This window comes from Streptomyces sp. B3I8, from assembly GCF_030816915.1.
Classification (GTDB): Bacteria; Actinomycetota; Actinomycetes; order Streptomycetales; family Streptomycetaceae; genus Streptomyces.
In genome coordinates, this window is sequence record NZ_JAUSYN010000002.1 from 6,639,937 (window position 1) to 6,657,261 (window position 17,325).

Consider the following 17,325-nt stretch of genomic DNA (forward strand, 5'->3'; position numbering starts at 1 on the left):
TTGAAACATCGAATCTACAGGATGATGCTGAATTGGTGAGAGCTGCTGTCAAGGCGTTTGGACTCGCAGCAGCAGAACGCCCCGGGGACCGAGAGGACCCATCATGCTTGTCTCCGATGCACCGGCGGACCTGACTCGTCGAGTACCACTGAAGGGCGCGGCCGGCGCCTCTCCCCGGCAGGCCGTCCTGGCTCTGCAGTCACGAAGGGCGTCCGCGCGCACCTTCCGCCACTTCACCGACGACGTCCTCGGGCGGTGGGGACTCTCGGAGGACGAGCGGGACTCCGCCGTTCTCGTCGTCAGCGAGCTCACCGCGAACTCCGCCCAGCACGGCCGTGCCTCGACGACGCTGTTTCTGCTCCACGATCAGGAAACGCTCCACATCGAGGTCGTGGACTTTGGCGAACGGCTGCGGGACGATTGCGAGCGAGCCGACGACGATCCTGCTGAGCATGGTCGGGGCATGACTATCGTGGAGTGCCTCGCGCAGTGGGTTGAGGTCACTCAGAACCGTGACGGCCATACGGTCCGCGTCGGCCTGCGGGGGGCTGACCAGCCGCTAGGACCGCGGCCTGGTCGCGATCGGCGTCCAGGGGCCGAACGCGGTGACGGATTCCCCGGCTCGAGCAGTTCGGCGCCATCCTGACCGGGCTTGACCGCCTCCTCGCGAACGCACTTCCGGTACCGCAGCGGCGGCACTCCGAACCTCGCGTTCGAACGCGGTGCTGAAGGCGCTTTCCGAGCCGTAGCCCAGAGCGGATGCCAGCGCGCCGACGGGGACGTCCCCCGTTATGTTTTCCGCGGTCCTGCAAGAGGGCCGCTGGCCTCCGGGCCCGGCATGGCTGGTCCCCCCCCCGTCGAACCGATGACCTGGGGGGGTGCCACCGGGCTCGAGAGGCGCCGTTGGAGACGATGATGAGTGCCTCTGTGTGTCAAGAGGCCGTAGCGAGAGTCGTGTGGCGGTCGTGTTTGAGGGTGCGATAGACGACGTTCGACAGGCGTCGTGTGAGGGCCCTTCGGGCCTCGGCTGGTGTCTTGTTTCGGCGATTTTCCGCAGGTAGTAGTCCTGGCCTCGGCCGCCGTCGCGGATCTGGCAGACAGCGATGATGTGCAGCACGCAGTTCAGCGCGCGGTTGCCTCCGGTGTTGAGGTGGTGGCGGGTGTTCCTGCCGCTGGAAGCGTCCAGGGGCGCTGTGCCGGTGTAGCTGGCGAAGTGGTGCTCGGTCGGGAAGCGTGTGACGTCCCCGACGTGTCCAAGGAGCTTGGCGGCGAGCACGGTGCCCAGCTGACCGGCACCCTGGACGCTACGGTTGCAGACCGCGTGTCTGGCACCGATTCAACACGTCAGAGGTCCGACTACCGCCCGGCCGAGTGCAATGCCCGGCCGCACACGGGCGACAGGTCTGCATAACGTGGATGCGCGCACGACGCCAACGCCCAGGCCGGCACCGCATGTCCCGTTCGGGAGGACGGCTTGAACGAGCACGATGAGATAGGCGTCTTCCTGGGCCTGGATGTCGGGAAGAGCGCTCACCACGGACACGGACTCACCCCGGCCGGCAAGAAGGTCTTCGACAAGCAACTCCCGAATAACGAACCGAAGTTGCGGGACGTCTTCACCAAGCTGAAGACCAAGTTCGGCACCGTCCTGGTGATCGTGGACCAACCCGCACCCATAGGCGCCCTGCCCCTCGCGGTCGCCCGCGACGCGGCCTGCAAGGTCGCCTACCTGCCCGGACTCGCCATGCGGCGCATCGCCGACCTCTACCCCGGCGAAGCGAAGACCGACGCGAAGGACGCCGCGGTCATCGCAGACGCGGCCCGCACCATGCCGCACACCCTGCGCTCGCTGGAGGTGACCGCCGAGCTGACCGTTCTGGTCGGCTTCGACCAGGACCTCGCGGCCGAGGCCACCCGCACCAGCAACCGCGTCCGCGGCCTGCTCACCCAGTTCCCCCCAGCCTGGAACGCGTCCTCGGCCCCCCGGCTCGACCATCAAGCCGTCACTTGGCTGCTGGAACGCTACGGATCCCCGGCCAGCTTGCGAAAAGCCGGACGCCGCAGGCTGCTTGAGGTGATCCGCCCCAAGGCGCCCCGGATGGCGAACCGGCTGATCGACGACATCTTCGAGGCCCTCGACGAGCAGACCGTCGTGGTCCCGGGCACCGGCACCCTCGACATCGAGATTCCCTCGCCGGCACGCTCACTCGGCGCCGTCCACGAACAGCGACGAGCCACGGAAGCCCAGATCACAACCCTGCTGGAGGACCACCCTCTTTCAAAGGTCCTGACGTCGCTGCCCGGCGTCGGCGTCAGGACCGCCGCCACCTGCTGGTCACCGTCGGCGACGGCACCAGCTTCCCCACCGCCGCCCACCTCGCCTCCTACGCCGGCCTCGCCCCGACCACGAAGTCGTCGGGGACCTCGATCCACGGCGAGCACGCGCCCAGAGGCGGCAACCGGCAGCTCAAACGCGCGATGATCCTGTCCGCCTTCGCCGCCCTGCACGATCCCGCCTCCCGCACCTACTACGACCGATGCCGAGCCCGCGGAAAGACCCACACGCAGGCCCTACTCCGCCTGGCCCGCCAGAGGGTCAACGTGCTGTTCGCGATGCTCCGCGACGGCACCTTCTACGAACCCCGAACCCCACGCCTCGCTTGACGAAAGACATAGAGGCACCCCCCGTGCGCAGGGTTTGCTGTGCCAACAGCATCCGCCGGCGGTTGAGATAGGTGGGCGGTGGCATGTCCGCCACTGCCCGGAAGCGCGTGGCGAATGCCGTGCGGGACATGGCTGCTGTCCGCGCCAGTGTCTCCAGCCGCCAGGCTGCGCCCGGCTCGGCGTGCATGAGGGTCGCCGCTGGGTGCAGTTGTTCGTCGGTGAGCACGCGCAGCAAGCGGGGAAAGCTCGGCCTGTCCGAGGTAGACACGCAGCATGTCCAGCACCAGTAATTGTCCGTGCTGGCGGACGGCGAAGGCGGAGCCGATGCGGTGGCCGGACACTTCGTCGAGGAGCTGATCGAGCCTGGGCCGTAGGGGGACGGTAGTGGACGCGGCCCGGATGTGCCCGACCGGCGGAAGCGCCGCCAGCGGGAGGGACCAGCCGATCGTCTAGAGGACGATGTGACCGCCGAAGACCATGTAGGCGCCGCCTTCGTGTACGGAGGCATAGGCTGGGCTCGAAACGTCGACCTCGTGAGCGGACTCACCGTCGTCTCCTCCTCGGACCTCGATCCACGACCGGCTGTTCAGGAGCGCGACCTCGCCCGGTTCGAGGGTGAGCGGCCCGTTGCCGTCGTCCGTGGTCAGGCGGATGCTGCCGCGGGCTACCGCGACGAACTTCAGAGGGTGATCGACGAGGGATGGATCACATGGGAGAAGGGCTCCCGTTCTCCTTGACTCGAGCTGACGAAGTGCTCACCCGATGCTGAAGGGGCGCGCTCCATCGGTAGCCGGGACCGCACAGCGGAACCTTCACTTCACCCTTGTCGGCCGCCCGGTGCGGTCCCGGACGACAAGGAGGGCGCCCCATGCGGATGGACAGACGGACGGACGCGAGAGCCGAGCGAGCTGCAGGGTCCGTACGTCTGCCACCTCGGGGCGAGATCTCAGCGGGCCGCCATTCCTGCGGACAGGTCGATATCAGCGCCGCAGAGCCCCGGCATGTTGAGCATCGCGGTCACAGCGAGTGCGACCTCATGCTCGGTCACCATCCGATTCAGAGCCGCACGTGAGACGTACTCCTTGCGGGCTTCCTCGACGGTCGTGTTGGTGCGCTGGGCCTCGAGAGCGAAGTTGCGGTCCATCCGCGGTCCATCCACCGGTCCGGGCGACAGCGTATTGACGGAGACGCCGAGCGGACCGACCTCATGTGCCAACGTCGTCGTCAAGCCGATGACCGCGAGCTTCGAGGCGGTGTACGGCGTGCGCCGGGCCAGGGGCCGCTTCCCGCTCACGGAGGCGAGGTTGATGACATCCCCGCCGCCACGCCCGATCATCGGCGGCAGGAACGCCCTGCACATCAGGAAGACACCGCGGACATTGACCGCGAAGACGTCGTCCCAATCCTGCACGGCGATGCCGGTCAGGGATGCTACCGGGCCCGCGATGCCGGCGTTGTTGACCAGGATGGAGATCTCTTCGTCCGCCAGCTCCTTGGCCAGCGAAGCAACCGACTCCTCGCTGGAGGTGTCGACGGTCACCGCGCGCACGTCCTTGCCGACTTCGAGGCCCACGGCATCCAGCGTGCTCCTCCTGCGGCCGGTCAGGATGACCCGCGCGCCCTGGGCCGCGAGTTCGAGCGCGATCGCCCGGCCGAGGCCGTTTCCCGCTCCGGTGATCAAGGCCGTGCGGCCGGCGATGGTCTGCGCCGAACCTTCGAAGTGGCCGGTCACAGGCTTGCCGGTGCCCACGGGAGCTCCTCACCGGCGAACTTGTGCGCTCGGACGTCACCGGAGCGGGCGTGGCCCTCGAAGAACTCGACGCGGGCGGCACGGCCGCACAGCCGGCCCAGGGCCGCGCTGGCGTCCTGGTCGGTCACCTCCTGGTAGGTGACCGTCTTGAGGTACTTCCCCACCCAGAGCCCGCCCGTGTAGTTGGCCGCGCCACGGGTGGGGAGGGTGTGATTGGTGCCGATCACCTTGTCACCGTAGGAGACGCAGGTGCCCTCGCCGAGGAACAGCGCGCCGTAGTTGCGCATCGTCTCCAAGGCCTCACGAGGGTTGTCGGTGAGGATCTGCACATGCTCGGAGGCGTACTGGTCAGCCAGCGCGTAGGCGGCATCGAGGTCTTCGACGACCAGCACCTCGCCATGCTCCTTCCATGCCACGCCCGCGAAATCGGCCGTCGGCATGTCGACGAGTATTTCCTCGACCAGCTCGATGACACGGCGCGCCACGGACTCCGACGTTGTGATCAGCACGGCGGGGGAGTCCGGCCCGTGCTCGGCCTGGCTGAGAAGATCGACCGCGATGACGAACGGGTCTGCGTGCTCATCGGCGATGATCAAGGTTTCTGTCGGACCTGCGAACAGGTCGATACCGACCTCGCCGAACAACTGCCGCTTGGCTTCGGCGACATAGGCGTTTCCGGGCCCGGCAAGCATGTCGACCTTCCGGATGGTCTCGGTGCCGACGGCCATCGCCGCGACGGCCTGCGTACCGCCAAGCAGGAAGATCTCGTCAGCGCCGGCCAGATGAAGCGCCGCGACGGTTGCGGCGGGGATCTCTCCGTGGATCGGCGGTGTGCACGCGGTGACCCGTTCGACGCCGGCCACCTTCGCGGTCACGACGGTCATGTGCGCTGAGGCGACGAGCGGGTAGCGACCGCCTGGGACGTAGGCGCCCGCCGAGCCCACCGGGATGTTCTTCTGCCCCAGGAAGACACCCGGCTCCGTCTCCACCTCGAAGTCGGTGAGCGAGGCCCTTTGGTGCCGGGCGAAGGTCCGGACCCGCTCCTGAACCGTCTTGATGTCGCTGATGGCCTGAGCGGGAACGGTCTCGACGATCCTGGCGATCTGTTCCTGGTCCAGCCGGAAGGACTCCGGCGACCACTTGTCGAACCGCTCGGAGTACTCGCGCACGGCGACATCACCGCGCTCGCGGATGTCGGCGATGATGTCTACGACGGTCTCGCGCACTGCCTTCAACCGGTCACTGTCCTGTACCGCGGGCCGCGCGGACTTCACCTGCTTGACCATGTGCCTCTCCTTGTCTGTTCAGCCATGTCCGTCAGGGCAGTCACCTTCGATTGCATACGTATACTTGTCAACGAGGTCGTTGGCGTCGGCGCATCAGGAGCGGTCACATGGCGAAGAAGGTGACCAGTTTCGACGTGGCACGGCGCGCGGGAGTGTCGCAGCCGACGGTGTCCCGGGCCTTGCGCAACATCCCCGGCACTTCCCCGGAGACACGGGAGAAAGTGCTCCGGGCGGCCGCCGAACTCTCTTACATCCCCAGCGACTCGGGAAGATCACTGTCCACTCGGAGCACCCGGCGGATCGCGGTGGTCTCCGAAGAGCTGACCAACCCCTACTATCCGCAGTTGGTGGAGCCGCTGCGCCGCCGCCTGGCCGAGCGTGATCTGCGCACTGTGGTGGTCACCGATTCCGAGCATCGGGCCGTGGGGCTCGATGTCCTTGCGGACGGGTCGTACGACGGCGTGATCCTCACGACAACCGAGCGGCGGTCAACTCTCCCCAGGGACCTGTCCGAGCGCGGTATCCCGCACGTGCTCGTCAACCGTGTGCTGGATGTCGCGGAGTCTCCGAGCTGCTCGGTCGACAACACCGGCGGGACAGCGGCGATCGCCGAGCTGCTGGCCGGCCTCGGCCACCATCGAGTGGGGGCCGTGCAGGGACCGGTCGTGACCTCGACCGGACGCGAGCGGGCTGAGGCGCTCCGATCCGGATTGCGGTTGCACGGCATCCGCCTCCCTCGTGACCTGGTCCGGCGCACAGTCTTCGACCACAAGGCCGGACAGGAGGCCGCGCATGACCTCCTCGGCAGCCGCGACCGGCCGACTGCAATCGTCTGCGGCAATGACGTCATCGCGCTGGGTGTGCTCTCCGCCGCTCGGCAGCGGGGGATCGCCGTGCCTGACGAACTCACGGTCATCGGGTTTGACGACATTCCGATGGCCTCCTGGCCGATCATCGATCTCACCACAGTGCGCTGTGACCTCGAGGTCCTGGCGAACGCGGCCGTCGAGCTCCTGATGGCGGAGATGCTGCGGCCCGGGTTGCCCCCGGCGGAGCAGCGCATAGCGGTGTCACTCATGCTGCGTGGTACGCACGCTCCTGCATCTGCCTGACTCTGACCCCACCGGCGCCCGGCGTGTTGTCGCCACACGTCCAGGGCTGCGCTGTTGGTTCGGGCGGAACCGACGGGCAGAGCAGGTCAGAGACCTGCGAGGAGTCCAGCGTCCAGACGGCATCGAAGCCGACGCCTCACTCTGAACTGTTGAAGATCCAGCAAGAACAAGCTACTGCCAGAAAATTTCGAAACTATGTTGACTCTTCGATTTCGCAGGGGTTTCATGGAGGGCAGCGAGGTGATGGCAGTCACATAGGCTGTCTGTACAAGGAGAGAACATGCGTTTGATGAACGTGGCCGGGCGTCTGTACGTCCAAGCACAGGACGGGCTCCACGACGTGGAATCCGCGAGCAACGGACGGTTCAGCGCCGATCCGCAAGCCATCTATGGCCACTGGTCGGCCTTCACGCAGTGGTACTCCGAGACATCCCTGGGAAAGCCGGCCCTGGCTGAGCCGCTGCCCGACCGCACCGTCGTGGGCTCGCCTGTACCCAGGCCGCCGCAGATCTTCGCGGTCGGACTCAACTACTCGGCCCACGCCGACGAGTCCGGCTTTGACAAGCCCCCACATCCTGTGATCTTCACGAAGTTCACGTCATCGATCAGCGGACCCTACGGCGACGTGGCGCTTCCGGCAGGATCGGTCGACTGGGAGGTGGAGCTCGTCGCGGTCCTGGGCCGCGGCGGGCGCAATATCGAGGAATCCCGTGCATGGGACCATGTCGCCGGTGTCTCTGTGGGGCAGGATCTCTCTGAGCGGGAGTTTCAGCACAGCGGACCTGCTCCTCAGTTCAGCCTGGCCAAGTCGCATGCCGGCTTCTCGCCGATCGGTCCCAGCCTGGTCACCGTGGATGAACTCGACGATCCCGATGATCTTGAGATCGGCTGCGCCATAGACGGCGAGACCGTACAGCTGGGACGCACCCGGGAACTCATCTTCCCGGTTCCCGAGCTGATCGCCCGGCTCTCCCGCATTGTTGAGCTGTACCCGGGAGACGTGATCTTCACGGGTACTCCGTCCGGTGTGGGCGCCGGCCGCAAGCCGCCTCGCTACCTGCAAGACGGCAACATCCTCACCAGTTGGGTGGGCGGTGTCGGGAGCATTGAACAGCGCTTGCTCACCCGACGGCGTGAGCATGACGCACAGCCGATTTCCGCGAATTTCTGAGTCTCGCCATGGCAATCAACGGACTGCGCAGGGTCACGCTGGGAGTACCTGATCTCAATGCGACGGCCGCGTTCTACGAAGATTTCGGGCTGACGAGGTCCACCGGGTGGTCATTCGCCACGACGGACGGGGAAGAGCAGCTGAAGCTGGCTGCAGCCCCCCGCCGCCGCTTGCTGGAAGCCCTCTTCACCGTCGACACGCTCGACGATCTCGCCGCCATTCAGCGCTCGTTGACCCGGCTTGGTGTCCAGAGCACGGCGTCCGGAGAAACGCTGGTGTGCCATGACCCGGGCACCGGTACCCGCATCGTTCTCCGGGTCATGCCGCGTCTCACGCAAGAACCAGCGCCGGCATCTCCAGTAAACGGACGTGGCCGCATTGACCGGGTGAACGCCCGAACGCCGGGGCTGCAGCGTTCCGGCCGCGTACGACCGCGTCGGCTCGGACATTTCGTCCTCGGCTCAACGGAGTACGACGCGTCGTTTGCCTTCTTCACCCGCGGTTTGGGCTTCAAGGTGAGCGACATCGTTCGGGACCTCGGTGTCTTCTTGCGATGCTCCACCGACCACCACAACGTCCTCATCCAGCGGGCGCCGGTTCCCTTCCTTCATCACACCAGCTGGCAAGTCGACGACGTCGACGAGATCGGGCGTGGTGCGATGGACCTTCTCGCCGACCACCCCGAGCGCCACGTATGGGGAATGGGCCGGCACTACGCAGGGTCAAACTTCTTCTGGTACTTCAAGGACCCCGCCGGCAACTTCGCCGAGTACCACAGCGACATGGACTCCATCCCCGAGGACGCGCTGTGGACACCAGAGATCCTTGAAGGGGCGAAGGGACTGTTTCAGTGGGGCCCGCCGCCCCCACCGTCGTTCATCAATCCAGAAGACCTGGCCGATTTGATGATCAACAGTCACCAGGGCTGACGTGCCCCGGTCGCCGACCGGTCCTCGACGTCCCAATCCGTCGGGATAGGTGCGATTCAAGGTTTTCCGTCACGACCCGATCGGCGGCCGGCTCTGCGGCTCAGCAAGGCCGACGTGCTGCTGACTCGGGTGCTGCCTAGGTCTCATAGTCATGCCGGTGCCTTAGCTCTGTCGTGATCTTCAGGCTGATCCCGGCATCGTCTACACAAAACGCTGCCGCTGGATGTGAGCCGGTGACAGCGCCTTTGACGGCGTCATCCAGCACGGGCACCACTGTCCCGTGATTTCACACGGAAGGCGCCCACGCTCTCAGTGCAGCCCTAAGGGGTGTCCCGTGATCCCCGGCGGGCGCGCGACGACAGCTACGGCACCTCGCCGCGTTGTCGGGACGTCCGCATACGTCCAGTATGCGGACGCCCCTCCGCCTTGCGATGCACCGCATCTGACGCCGCGCGCTGATCCGCCGGGGATTACGGGACAGCCCTTAGCTTGACCAAAGGACAATGATGTTCCAAATCCGCGGTATCCCGATCGCTCTGGCCCTTATTCTGTCGTTTGTCGTAGCCGGCTGCACCGTGACCCCCACCAGCAGCGCGTACACCGGAACCGTCGAGCCGGGCTTCGATCATTCCGTGCGAGAGTCGATCGAGGCTGCGAAGGCGCCTCAAGGGCCCCTCAACATCGTCGGCCCCGCAGCGGTTCCAGGAAAACGAATTGCGGTCGTCGCGGTCACGCTTGCTGAGACAGGAGCGCTGCGCACCGCACGGGCCCTGCACGCCGCGGCGAAAGACGCCGGTTGGACCTCGATAACCTACGACGGACAGGGCTCGCCGACCGTCGCCAATCAAAAACTTGAACAGGCGGTGACGACCCGCCCCGATGCGATCGTGCTCATCTCGCTCGATCCCACCGATGTCGGCAGCGGACTTCAGTCAGCCAAGAGTGCACACATCCCCGTAACCTGTGCCGCTTGCTGGGATCTCAAAACACGAGACACCAAGGGCGAATACTACGCGGATGTGCAGCCTCCGATCGCAGTCTTCGAGAATCTCGGGTATCTCACCGCTCAGTATGCCTACCTGCAGACAAAGGGACACGCGCACTTCCTCACGATGAATGATCCGGCGCTGTCGAATCTTGGGGCTCGGGCACGAGGATTCCAGCGCTTCATGGGCGAGTGCGCCGACGCTGACGGTGATTGCCGGGTTTTGAAGCACAAAGACTTCCAAGTGGCGAACGCCACCACAACTCTGTCCTCCGAAGGCGCGTCACTCGCCCGAGCCAATCCCGACTTCAACGCCTTCTGGGTCAGCTTCGATTTCGCTGGTCTGCAGGTACTCACGGGTCTACGGCAGGCAAACCTCACCGACGGAAAGAATAAGGCCTTCATGGTTGCCTCCAACGGTGATGGTGCAAACCTCGAAGTGATCAAAGCAGGTGGCTACATCAAAGCCACCATCGCGATCAGCTTCGAGCAGGAGGCCTATGCCGCCATCGACAACCTGAACCGCCTATTCGCCGGCCAGTCGCTCGTCAAGCACACGGTCCCGATCCGTCTTTTTGACGCAACGAACGCTGAAGAAGCACACAACGGAAATTGGAGTGGTGATGTCGACTACCGAGCCGCCTATCTCAAGGCCTGGCATGGCTGAGGCTACAGCGCTCCATGTGCCCGACGGGCCGGCAGCACTTTCCATCCAATCGCTGAGCAAGACGTTCAGTGGTGTTCGGGTACTGAATGACGTCTCGCTCGAAATCGCCCCGGGTGAGGTCCACGCCCTGCTTGGGCAGAACGGCTGCGGAAAATCAACGCTCATCAAGTGCCTCGCCGGCGTCCACCGGCCCGACGCGGGAAGTGCCGTAGACGTCAACGGCCGAAGACTGCCCCACTCCTACACGCCCAGCGAAGCCCATCACCTCGGACTCGCCTTCGTGCACCAGGATCTCGGCCTCGTCTATGACATGACCGTCGCGGAGAACCTTGCCCTGGGGTCAGGCTTCGAAAGGTCGGGTCCCGTGATCCGCTGGAGCAGGCAGCGCCGGTGCGCCGAAGAAATCCTCGAGCAATTCGGATTGGCAGTCTCACCGGACGCCGTCGTGCGTGATCTCCCGGCCACGGTGCGCTCTCTGCTGGCCATCGCCCGGGCCTTCCAGCACCGGCATGGCCTCGAGACCGGGCGGATGTCCTGCCTCATCCTCGACGAACCGACAGCTGCGCTCCCGGACCAGGACGCCGAGCTCCTCTTCGAGGCGATCGGTCGCGTAACCGCAGCGGGCGTGGGCGTGGGCTATGTGACGCACCGGCTCGAGGAGGTATTTCGTATCGCGACGCGCGCGACAATCCTCCGCAACGGACACAAAGTCGAAACCTGCTCCATTGCGGAATCGACACGCGAATCTCTCGCCTCGATGATCATCGGACACTCGGCGCGCAGCGGGGAGACCAGCGGATTCCCCGCGACAGCAGCTACGATGGACACGGCGTCAAAGCACGCTGATCGCCCTGTCGTACTCGACGCTGCTGGGCTGTCCGGGAGCCGGGTCCGCAACGCGAGTCTGCACGTGCGCGCCGGTGAAATCGTCGGCATCGCAGGACTTGCCGGCAGCGGTCGTAGCGAACTGGCCCGGCTCCTCTTCGGCTCACAGCCGCTGACGGCAGGAGCCCGCTCCGTCGACGCTAAGCCGATCTTTGGCTCATCCCCCCGGCAGGCAATCCGGGCTGGCGTTGCCCTCGTTCCTGAAGATCGGCGTCGTGAGGGATGCGTCCTCACCATGAACATCGCCGAGAACGTGACCATGGCAAAACCGGCTGTCGGCCGAGCCGGGCTGCTCTCACTACGCCAAGAACGGAGGCGAGTGCGTGAGGCGATCGAGCGGTTCGACATCCGCCCTGCGGACCCGGACAGCCGCCTCGACACCCTCTCAGGCGGAAACCAGCAGAAGGTCGTCCTGGCGAAGTGGCTCGCGCGCTCCCCGCAGGTACTGATCCTTGACGAACCCGTGCAGGGCGTCGACATCGGGGCAAAGGCTGAAATATTTTCAGTGCTCCAGCAGGCAGCGGCATCCGGTACCGCCCTTCTCGTCATCGACAGCGATTTCGACAACCTCGTCTCACTGTGTGACCGCGTCTATGTTCTGCGGAACGGTCGCATCAGTGAAGAACTTGCCGGCAGCTCGCTCACCGCGAGCCACATTTCTGCTGCGGCCTTCGGCGTCGCCGGAAACGCACAAGAATTGATAGCCAGCCAAACGTCTAAGGAGGCATTGTGAGAACATCCAACGCAGTGGCACCCCCGGCCGGTGCTGAAGCCGCTCTGAAGTCCGAAGTTACTCAGGTCATCGACGTGCGTATGCGTATGGCCGCCGCCTCCAGATTCGCTCTCCCCGGCCTACTGCTGGTATTCGTGGTCACATTTTCAATTGTGTTGCCCGAAACCTTCGCAACATGGGACAACGCGAGGACCATCCTCAGCACTCAGTCTGTGCTGGCCCTCGTGGCGCTGGCCGCGCTGATGACGCTCGTGATCGGCGAGTTCGACCTCTCGCTCGGCGCTCAGATGGGTCTTGCTGCACTACTGCTGCCCGGCCTCAGCGCCCATGGCAAGGTGCCGCTCTCCCTTGCCGTACCGTTGACGATCGCGGCGACGACGGCGGTGGGGCTCATGAACGGGCTTCTCGTCGCACGAGCCAAAGTCAACTCCTTCATTGCCACGATCGGCACGTCGGCGCTGATCGGGGCGTTTGTGCTGGCGTACTCGGGCGGCACGGTGATCTTCCTGGGAGTGCCGCCGGAGATCCTCAAGATCTCTTCGTCCGCTCCGTGGGGCGTGCCTGCGCCCATTCTCTACGTGGCAGTCGTGTCCGTGTTCGTCTGGCTCCTCCTGCAGCGCACGCCCTTCGGGCGCTATATGAGTGCCATCGGTGGCAGCAAGGACGCCGCGCGACTGGCGGGTATCAACTCCGACCGCGTCACGGTCGTCACCTTCGTCCTTGCCGGCACACTCACCGGCATCGCCGGTGTGGTGCAGGCCGGTCAACTCGGCAGCGGCAACCCATCGGTGGGGCCGTCGTACCTGCTGCCGGCCTTCGCCGCGGCATTCCTTGGAGCGACGAGCTTCCGCGTCGGGCAGTTCAACGTGTGGGGCACTCTGACCGCTGTGGTGACCCTGGCAACCGGAGTGACAGGGCTGAACCTGCTGGGGTTGCCGAGTTGGGTCGAGCCGGCTTTCAACGGTACGGCCCTGCTGCTCGCTGTCGCTCTGACCCGATACCTGCGTGGCAGACCTCTCTGACCGCGCGGCCGGTTCATGGAGACTCGCGAAACCATGCACAGGGAGAAGACGTCATGGACAGACTGGCAACGAAAGTTGCGTTGATCAGCGGCGGAGCTCGGGGGATGGGGGCAGCGCATGCCCGTGCGATCGTTGCTGAAGGCGGTCGCGTCGTTATCGGCGACGTGCGTGACGAAGAGGGCGAACACCTGGCACGGGAGCTCGGCCCAACCGCCCTCTACGCGCATCTTGACGTAACCAGCGCCGAGGCTTGGGAGGCAGCTGTAGCCCTCGCCGAGCGGGAGTTCGGTTCCCTCAGCGCACTGGTCAACAACGCCGGAATCACGAATTTCGGGGCGATCGGTAAGTACAGTGAGCAGGACTGGGAGACGGTTCTGCGCATCAACCTCACCGGATGTTTCCTCGGTATCACCGCAGCACTTCCAGCCCTGAAGCGGGCGACTCCCTCGTCCATCGTGAACATCTCCTCGACGGCCGGCCTGCAGGGCTCCGCGGAACTCCACGGCTACACCGCAGCCAAATGGGGCGTTCGAGGCCTCACCAAGTCGGTTGCGATGGAGGTCGGGGTGGATGGAGTGCGAGTGAATTCCGTGCATCCCGGCGTCGTTCATACACCGATGATCTCCGGGTATGACGTCTCTGCCCTTGGGGGTGGGGCGCTCGGTCGAGGCGCCGAGCCAGAGGAGATCTCCGCACTTGTCGTCTACCTCGTCAGCGATGAATCGAGCTTTGTGACCGGAGCCGAATTTGTGATTGACGGCGGCATGACCGCCGGCACGCCAGCCTTCGGCCCCGTCAAGGACCATCAGGACACGCGGCCTAACCGATGAAGTACGAGAGAGGACTCACGATGAATTCACCGCTGGGCGCCGATGCGCGCGCCATCGACGTGCTTGAAGAGTTCTACCGGGCAGAGCGGATCTACATGTCCGCGGGAGGCGCCCTCGCCGGAGCGAGCTTCGACGAGATGGGCGCGACCCTCGACCCCAACGTAATCCTGCACCAGTCGCCCGATCTGCCCTGGGGCGGTGACTGGATCGGCTACGAAGGGTTCAAGGGCTGGTCCATCGAGATGAGCCGGCACTGGGACATCGTCGATGTTCAGCACCCTGTGTTCTTCGAGAACGCTGATCAGGTCGTCGTGCTCTGCCAGCTTGTCACGCGCTCCCGCGTGACAGGCGAGACACTCGATCAGCCGATGGCACAGGTAGTGACGGTGAAGAACGGGCGGATCACCGAGTTCCGAGCCTTCTACTGGCACGTTCCGCAGTACAGAGCGGCCTGCCGGTCCGAAGGCGGCGAAGCACAGGAGGCACAGTCGTGACCGCGGAACTGCAGGGCAAGGTCGCGGTGATCACCGGCGGTGCCAGCGGAATCGGCCGCGCGGTCGTCGAGTGCTTCCTCGCAGAAGGAGCCCGGGTCGTTGTCGGCGACATCGACGATGTCGCCGGCGAGAAGCTCAAGCAAGAGTTGGGCGACGATGTTCAGTTCCAACGCACCGACGTGCGACGTGCCGACGACATTGAGGCGCTGGTGGCCTCCGCGGTGTCAGCCTTCGGGAAGCTCGACATCATGGTGAACAACGCTGGCGCTGTCGGGGAACCGACCGGCTTGCTGGATCTCGACCCCGACGGGTTCAGCCGTACCTGCGACCTGCTGCTGCGCTCCGTGGTGTTGGGACATACGTACGCTGGCAGACAGATGAGACTGCAGGGGACCGGCGGCAGTATCGTGTCACTCTCGAGCATCGCAGGCATCCAGGGTGGCTTTGCAGCACCGTCGTACGATGCCGCGAAGGCAGCCGTCATCCAGGTCGCCAGAACTGCGACATCGGAACTCGCGCAATACGGAATTCGATCCAATGTCGTTTTGCCCGGCATGACGCGTACACCGATCATGGCGCGAGGGACGAAGCTGGACCCGGCCCTCTACGAGGATTTCGTCGAAGCCCTTCGCGAGCCGTTCGCAGAGTTCCACCCGCTGGGCCGCGGCGGCGACCCGCGCGACATCGCAAACGCCGTGCTCTACCTGGCCAGCGATCGCTCCAGCTTTGTCACTGGCCAGTACCTCATCGTGGACGGGGGACTCACCTCCGTCTTTTCCCGAGATCTTGGTGAGGTCGTCGGGAAGGCTTTCGAAATCATGGGAGTCGATGACATCGATCCGAGATTCGGCTCTGCTGCCCGCCTGAAGTGATCGTCCAGCGGCGGTGGCGATACGGCCTATGCCAAAGCCACCGCCCCGCACTCGCCCGAGCCCTCGCACCACTATGACATGGATTGTCTAACTGTCTCCCTGAAAGGTGACACATATGACCCAGCAGGCAGACATGGCCCTTGAAGGCAAGGTGGCATTGGTTACCGGAGGCTCACGAGGGATCGGAGCAGCCGTCGTTCGCCGCCTTGCTCGCGAAGGCGCGCAGGTGGCCTTCACCTACGTCAAGGGGAAGGCTTTCGCTGACGTTCTGGTCGAGGAGATCGCTGCGGCCGGAGGCAAGGCACTGGCTATTCAGGCGGACAGTGCGGATGCGGCAGCCGTCCAAGCCGCCGTTCGCCGAGCGGCCTCCGAACTCGGTGGTCTGCACATTTTGGTGAACAATGCCGGGCTGAACCTCATTGACGGTGTAGAGCAGTATTCCTTGGAAAAGTTCGATCGGATGGTGGCGGTCAATGTAAAGGGCGTGTTTGCGGCCGTGCAGGCCTCTGTGCCCTTCCTTGAGGAGGGGGGCCGCATCATTACCGTGGGCAGCATCAACGCCGACAGGGTGCCGGTCGATGGGCTGTCGGTGTACGCGATGACGAAGGCAGCTGTCGCTGGGCTGAACCGAGGCCTCGCCCGTGAGTTGTCGTCGCGTGGCATCACGGTGAACAACGTCCAGGTAGGCCCCACCGACACGGACATGAATCCTGACGGTACAAAGTTCGCCGCTGGGGCCAAGGAGTTGATGGCCACCCATTCGTACGCCAGACCTGACGACATCGCCAGCGCAATCGCCTACCTTGCCCGGCCCGAGGCCTGGTACGTCACCGGCGCCAACTGGAACGTAGACGGTGGCTACACCGTGTGACTGCGACCTGACGAGCTGCCGGTTCGACGCACCGGCACCCGCCGCCGCAAGGAGTGGCGGCGGGTGCCCTCTCGCGAAGTGACCCTGTCGATCCCCTCGGATAGTGGAGTCCTTCCCATGCCGCCGGCCTCACTGTGAGGCCGGCTCGGTGGTCGTTCTCGTGGTTGATCGGGCTTGTGAACTCGCACACGCTGTGTAGTCGGCGGGTGTGGTAGAAGTCGGTGATCCAGGTGGCGATCCTGATTCGGGCCGCTGCGCGGGTGCGGAAGGTGTGACGGTGGACGTACTCGACCTTGAGCACGCTGTTGAACGCCTCGCTGACGGCGTTGTCGAAGCACGAGCCGACTCGCCCCATGGACTGGAAGACGCCGAGTTTGCGGCAGGCACGGCCGCACTTCCGTGAGGTGTATTCCGGCCCGCGGTCGCTGTGGAAGATCACGCCGCTCATGTCACCGCGGCGGGCGGCCGCGGCCATGTTCAGGGCGGCCACGACCAGGTCCGCGTCGTGGCGGGTGCCCATCGTGTAGCCGAGCAGGCGTCGGGGGAACAGGTCGATGACCGTGGCGAGGTAGAGCTTGCCCTCCTCGGTGACGATCTCCGTCATGTCGCCTGCCCAGACGGAGTCGGGTTCCTCGGCGGTGAAGTCCCTCTTGACGAAATCCGGTGTGGTCGGCCGCTTCCCCGGCCTGGTCCGCCCGCTCCGGCGTCTCACTTTCCGGGCAAGGAGGCTGAGTTCAGCCATCAGCTTCGCGACGGTGTTCACCGAGATGCGCCAGCCGGTGCCCGGTGCCCAAGGCGGGGAGAGGTGGGGTACGGCGGCGGAGCCGGGGACGTGGGAGACAGTGGGGGTCGCGCTGGTGACCGCGCTGGTCACGACGGTGGGGACCGGGTGGCTCGTGGTGCCGCGGCTGGAGGCCCGCAAGCGCAGGATCGCGGAACTCCATCAGGCCAGGGACACGTGCCTGGCGTCGATGCTCAGGATCGTCTCGGCGGGGGCCCGGCTCCGGGCGATGCCGGAGCCGGCCGCCGATGACCCGGGATGGACGGAGGGAGA

General features: G+C 65.3%; 16 protein-coding genes and 1 pseudogene. 13 read left to right on the forward strand and 4 right to left on the reverse strand.

Annotation, left to right across the window (positions count from 1 at the left end):
* The first annotated feature begins 103 nt into the window (after positions 1 to 103).
* Complete coding sequence (locus QFZ64_RS35485; protein ID WP_373430698.1) at positions 104 to 646, forward strand: ATP-binding protein; 543 nt, start codon at positions 104 to 106, stop codon at positions 644 to 646.
* Here QFZ64_RS35485 and QFZ64_RS35490 read toward each other — a convergent pair.
* Entirely contained in the window at positions 560 to 1,276 is a 717-nt protein-coding gene (locus QFZ64_RS35490) for a transposase (RefSeq protein WP_373430699.1), read from the reverse strand. The genes QFZ64_RS35485 and QFZ64_RS35490 overlap by 87 nt on opposite strands.
* 198 nt (positions 1,277 to 1,474) lie before the next feature.
* Between QFZ64_RS35490 and QFZ64_RS31580 the strand changes: the two are divergent.
* Both QFZ64_RS31580 and QFZ64_RS31585 read left to right on the forward strand, forming a co-directional pair.
* Positions 1,475 to 2,664 (forward strand): annotated as a pseudogene (locus tag QFZ64_RS31580) (IS110 family transposase).
* A 461-nt stretch (positions 2,665 to 3,125) separates the two neighbouring features.
* Complete coding sequence (locus QFZ64_RS31585; protein WP_307070889.1) at positions 3,126 to 3,401, forward strand: hypothetical protein; 276 nt, start codon at positions 3,126 to 3,128, stop codon at positions 3,399 to 3,401.
* A gap of 209 nt (positions 3,402 to 3,610) precedes the next feature.
* On the opposite strand, the gene QFZ64_RS31590 is transcribed toward QFZ64_RS31585, so the two are convergent.
* Together QFZ64_RS31590 and hisD are read right to left on the reverse strand one after the other, a co-directional pair.
* Positions 3,611 to 4,414: an SDR family NAD(P)-dependent oxidoreductase gene (locus QFZ64_RS31590; RefSeq protein WP_307070890.1), complete on the reverse strand. Its 804-nt coding sequence runs from the start codon at positions 4,412 to 4,414 to the stop codon at positions 3,611 to 3,613.
* Positions 4,393 to 5,700 (reverse strand): histidinol dehydrogenase, encoded by a 1,308-nt coding sequence (gene hisD / locus QFZ64_RS31595; RefSeq protein WP_307070891.1) that lies wholly within the window; start codon positions 5,698 to 5,700, stop codon positions 4,393 to 4,395. The genes QFZ64_RS31590 and hisD overlap by 22 nt, the downstream gene beginning before the upstream one ends.
* Before the next feature lie 107 nt (positions 5,701 to 5,807).
* On the opposite strand from hisD, the gene QFZ64_RS31600 reads away from it, so the two are divergent.
* The 10 genes from QFZ64_RS31600 (at position 5,808) to QFZ64_RS31645 (ending at position 16,271) form a co-directional block, all read left to right on the forward strand.
* The gene (locus QFZ64_RS31600; protein ID WP_307070892.1) at positions 5,808 to 6,812 is read left to right on the forward strand and encodes a LacI family DNA-binding transcriptional regulator; all 1,005 of its coding nucleotides are present in this window, start codon (positions 5,808 to 5,810) and stop codon (positions 6,810 to 6,812) included.
* A 280-nt stretch (positions 6,813 to 7,092) separates the two neighbouring features.
* The gene (locus QFZ64_RS31605) at positions 7,093 to 7,983 is read left to right on the forward strand and encodes a fumarylacetoacetate hydrolase family protein (RefSeq protein WP_307070894.1); all 891 of its coding nucleotides are present in this window, start codon (positions 7,093 to 7,095) and stop codon (positions 7,981 to 7,983) included.
* Positions 7,984 to 7,991: 8 nt separating this feature from the next.
* Positions 7,992 to 8,912: a VOC family protein gene (locus QFZ64_RS31610; RefSeq protein ID WP_307070895.1), complete on the forward strand. Its 921-nt coding sequence runs from the start codon at positions 7,992 to 7,994 to the stop codon at positions 8,910 to 8,912.
* Between the two features lie 503 nt (positions 8,913 to 9,415).
* Entirely contained in the window at positions 9,416 to 10,564 is a 1,149-nt protein-coding gene (locus QFZ64_RS31615) for a substrate-binding domain-containing protein (RefSeq protein WP_307070896.1), read from the forward strand.
* A 16-nt stretch (positions 10,565 to 10,580) separates the two neighbouring features.
* Positions 10,581 to 12,182 carry a sugar ABC transporter ATP-binding protein gene (locus QFZ64_RS31620; RefSeq protein WP_307070897.1) on the forward strand — a complete coding sequence of 534 codons (1,602 nt, stop codon included), beginning with the start codon at positions 10,581 to 10,583 and terminating at the stop codon, positions 12,180 to 12,182.
* Positions 12,179 to 13,204: an ABC transporter permease gene (locus tag QFZ64_RS31625; RefSeq protein ID WP_307070898.1), complete on the forward strand. Its 1,026-nt coding sequence runs from the start codon at positions 12,179 to 12,181 to the stop codon at positions 13,202 to 13,204. The genes QFZ64_RS31620 and QFZ64_RS31625 overlap by 4 nt, the downstream gene beginning before the upstream one ends.
* A gap of 53 nt (positions 13,205 to 13,257) precedes the next feature.
* A complete protein-coding gene (locus QFZ64_RS31630) occupies positions 13,258 to 14,034 on the forward strand; it encodes an SDR family oxidoreductase (protein WP_307070899.1) in 777 nt (258 codons plus the stop codon).
* 20 nt (positions 14,035 to 14,054) lie between these two features.
* A complete protein-coding gene (locus QFZ64_RS31635; protein WP_307070900.1) occupies positions 14,055 to 14,528 on the forward strand; it encodes a nuclear transport factor 2 family protein in 474 nt (157 codons plus the stop codon).
* Positions 14,525 to 15,400 (forward strand): SDR family NAD(P)-dependent oxidoreductase, encoded by an 876-nt coding sequence (locus tag QFZ64_RS31640; RefSeq protein WP_307070901.1) that lies wholly within the window; start codon positions 14,525 to 14,527, stop codon positions 15,398 to 15,400. The genes QFZ64_RS31635 and QFZ64_RS31640 overlap by 4 nt, the downstream gene beginning before the upstream one ends.
* A 115-nt stretch (positions 15,401 to 15,515) precedes the next feature.
* Complete coding sequence (locus QFZ64_RS31645; protein WP_307070902.1) at positions 15,516 to 16,271, forward strand: SDR family oxidoreductase; 756 nt, start codon at positions 15,516 to 15,518, stop codon at positions 16,269 to 16,271.
* On the opposite strand, the gene QFZ64_RS31650 is transcribed toward QFZ64_RS31645, so the two are convergent.
* Positions 16,228 to 17,193, reverse strand: a complete 966-nt coding sequence (locus QFZ64_RS31650) for an IS3 family transposase (protein WP_307070903.1) — start codon at positions 17,191 to 17,193, stop codon at positions 16,228 to 16,230. The two genes, QFZ64_RS31645 and QFZ64_RS31650, sit on opposite strands and share 44 nt — an antisense overlap.
* Positions 17,194 to 17,325 lie beyond the last annotated feature (132 nt).

What these genes read in the sequence shown, in the direction of transcription:
- QFZ64_RS35485 (WP_373430698.1), top strand. Translation starts at nt 104, where the DNA reads ATGCTTGTCTCCGATGCACCGGCGGACCTGACTCGTCGAGTACCACTG.
- hisD (WP_307070891.1), bottom strand. Translation starts at nt 5,700, where the DNA reads ATGGTCAAGCAGGTGAAGTCCGCGCGGCCCGCGGTACAGGACAGTGAC.
- QFZ64_RS31600 (WP_307070892.1), top strand. Translation starts at nt 5,808, where the DNA reads ATGGCGAAGAAGGTGACCAGTTTCGACGTGGCACGGCGCGCGGGAGTG.
- QFZ64_RS31605 (WP_307070894.1), top strand. Translation starts at nt 7,093, where the DNA reads ATGCGTTTGATGAACGTGGCCGGGCGTCTGTACGTCCAAGCACAGGAC.
- QFZ64_RS31610 (WP_307070895.1), top strand. Translation starts at nt 7,992, where the DNA reads ATGGCAATCAACGGACTGCGCAGGGTCACGCTGGGAGTACCTGATCTC.
- QFZ64_RS31615 (WP_307070896.1), top strand. Translation starts at nt 9,416, where the DNA reads ATGATGTTCCAAATCCGCGGTATCCCGATCGCTCTGGCCCTTATTCTG.
- QFZ64_RS31630 (WP_307070899.1), top strand. Translation starts at nt 13,258, where the DNA reads ATGGACAGACTGGCAACGAAAGTTGCGTTGATCAGCGGCGGAGCTCGG.
- QFZ64_RS31635 (WP_307070900.1), top strand. Translation starts at nt 14,055, where the DNA reads ATGAATTCACCGCTGGGCGCCGATGCGCGCGCCATCGACGTGCTTGAA.
- QFZ64_RS31645 (WP_307070902.1), top strand. Translation starts at nt 15,516, where the DNA reads ATGACCCAGCAGGCAGACATGGCCCTTGAAGGCAAGGTGGCATTGGTT.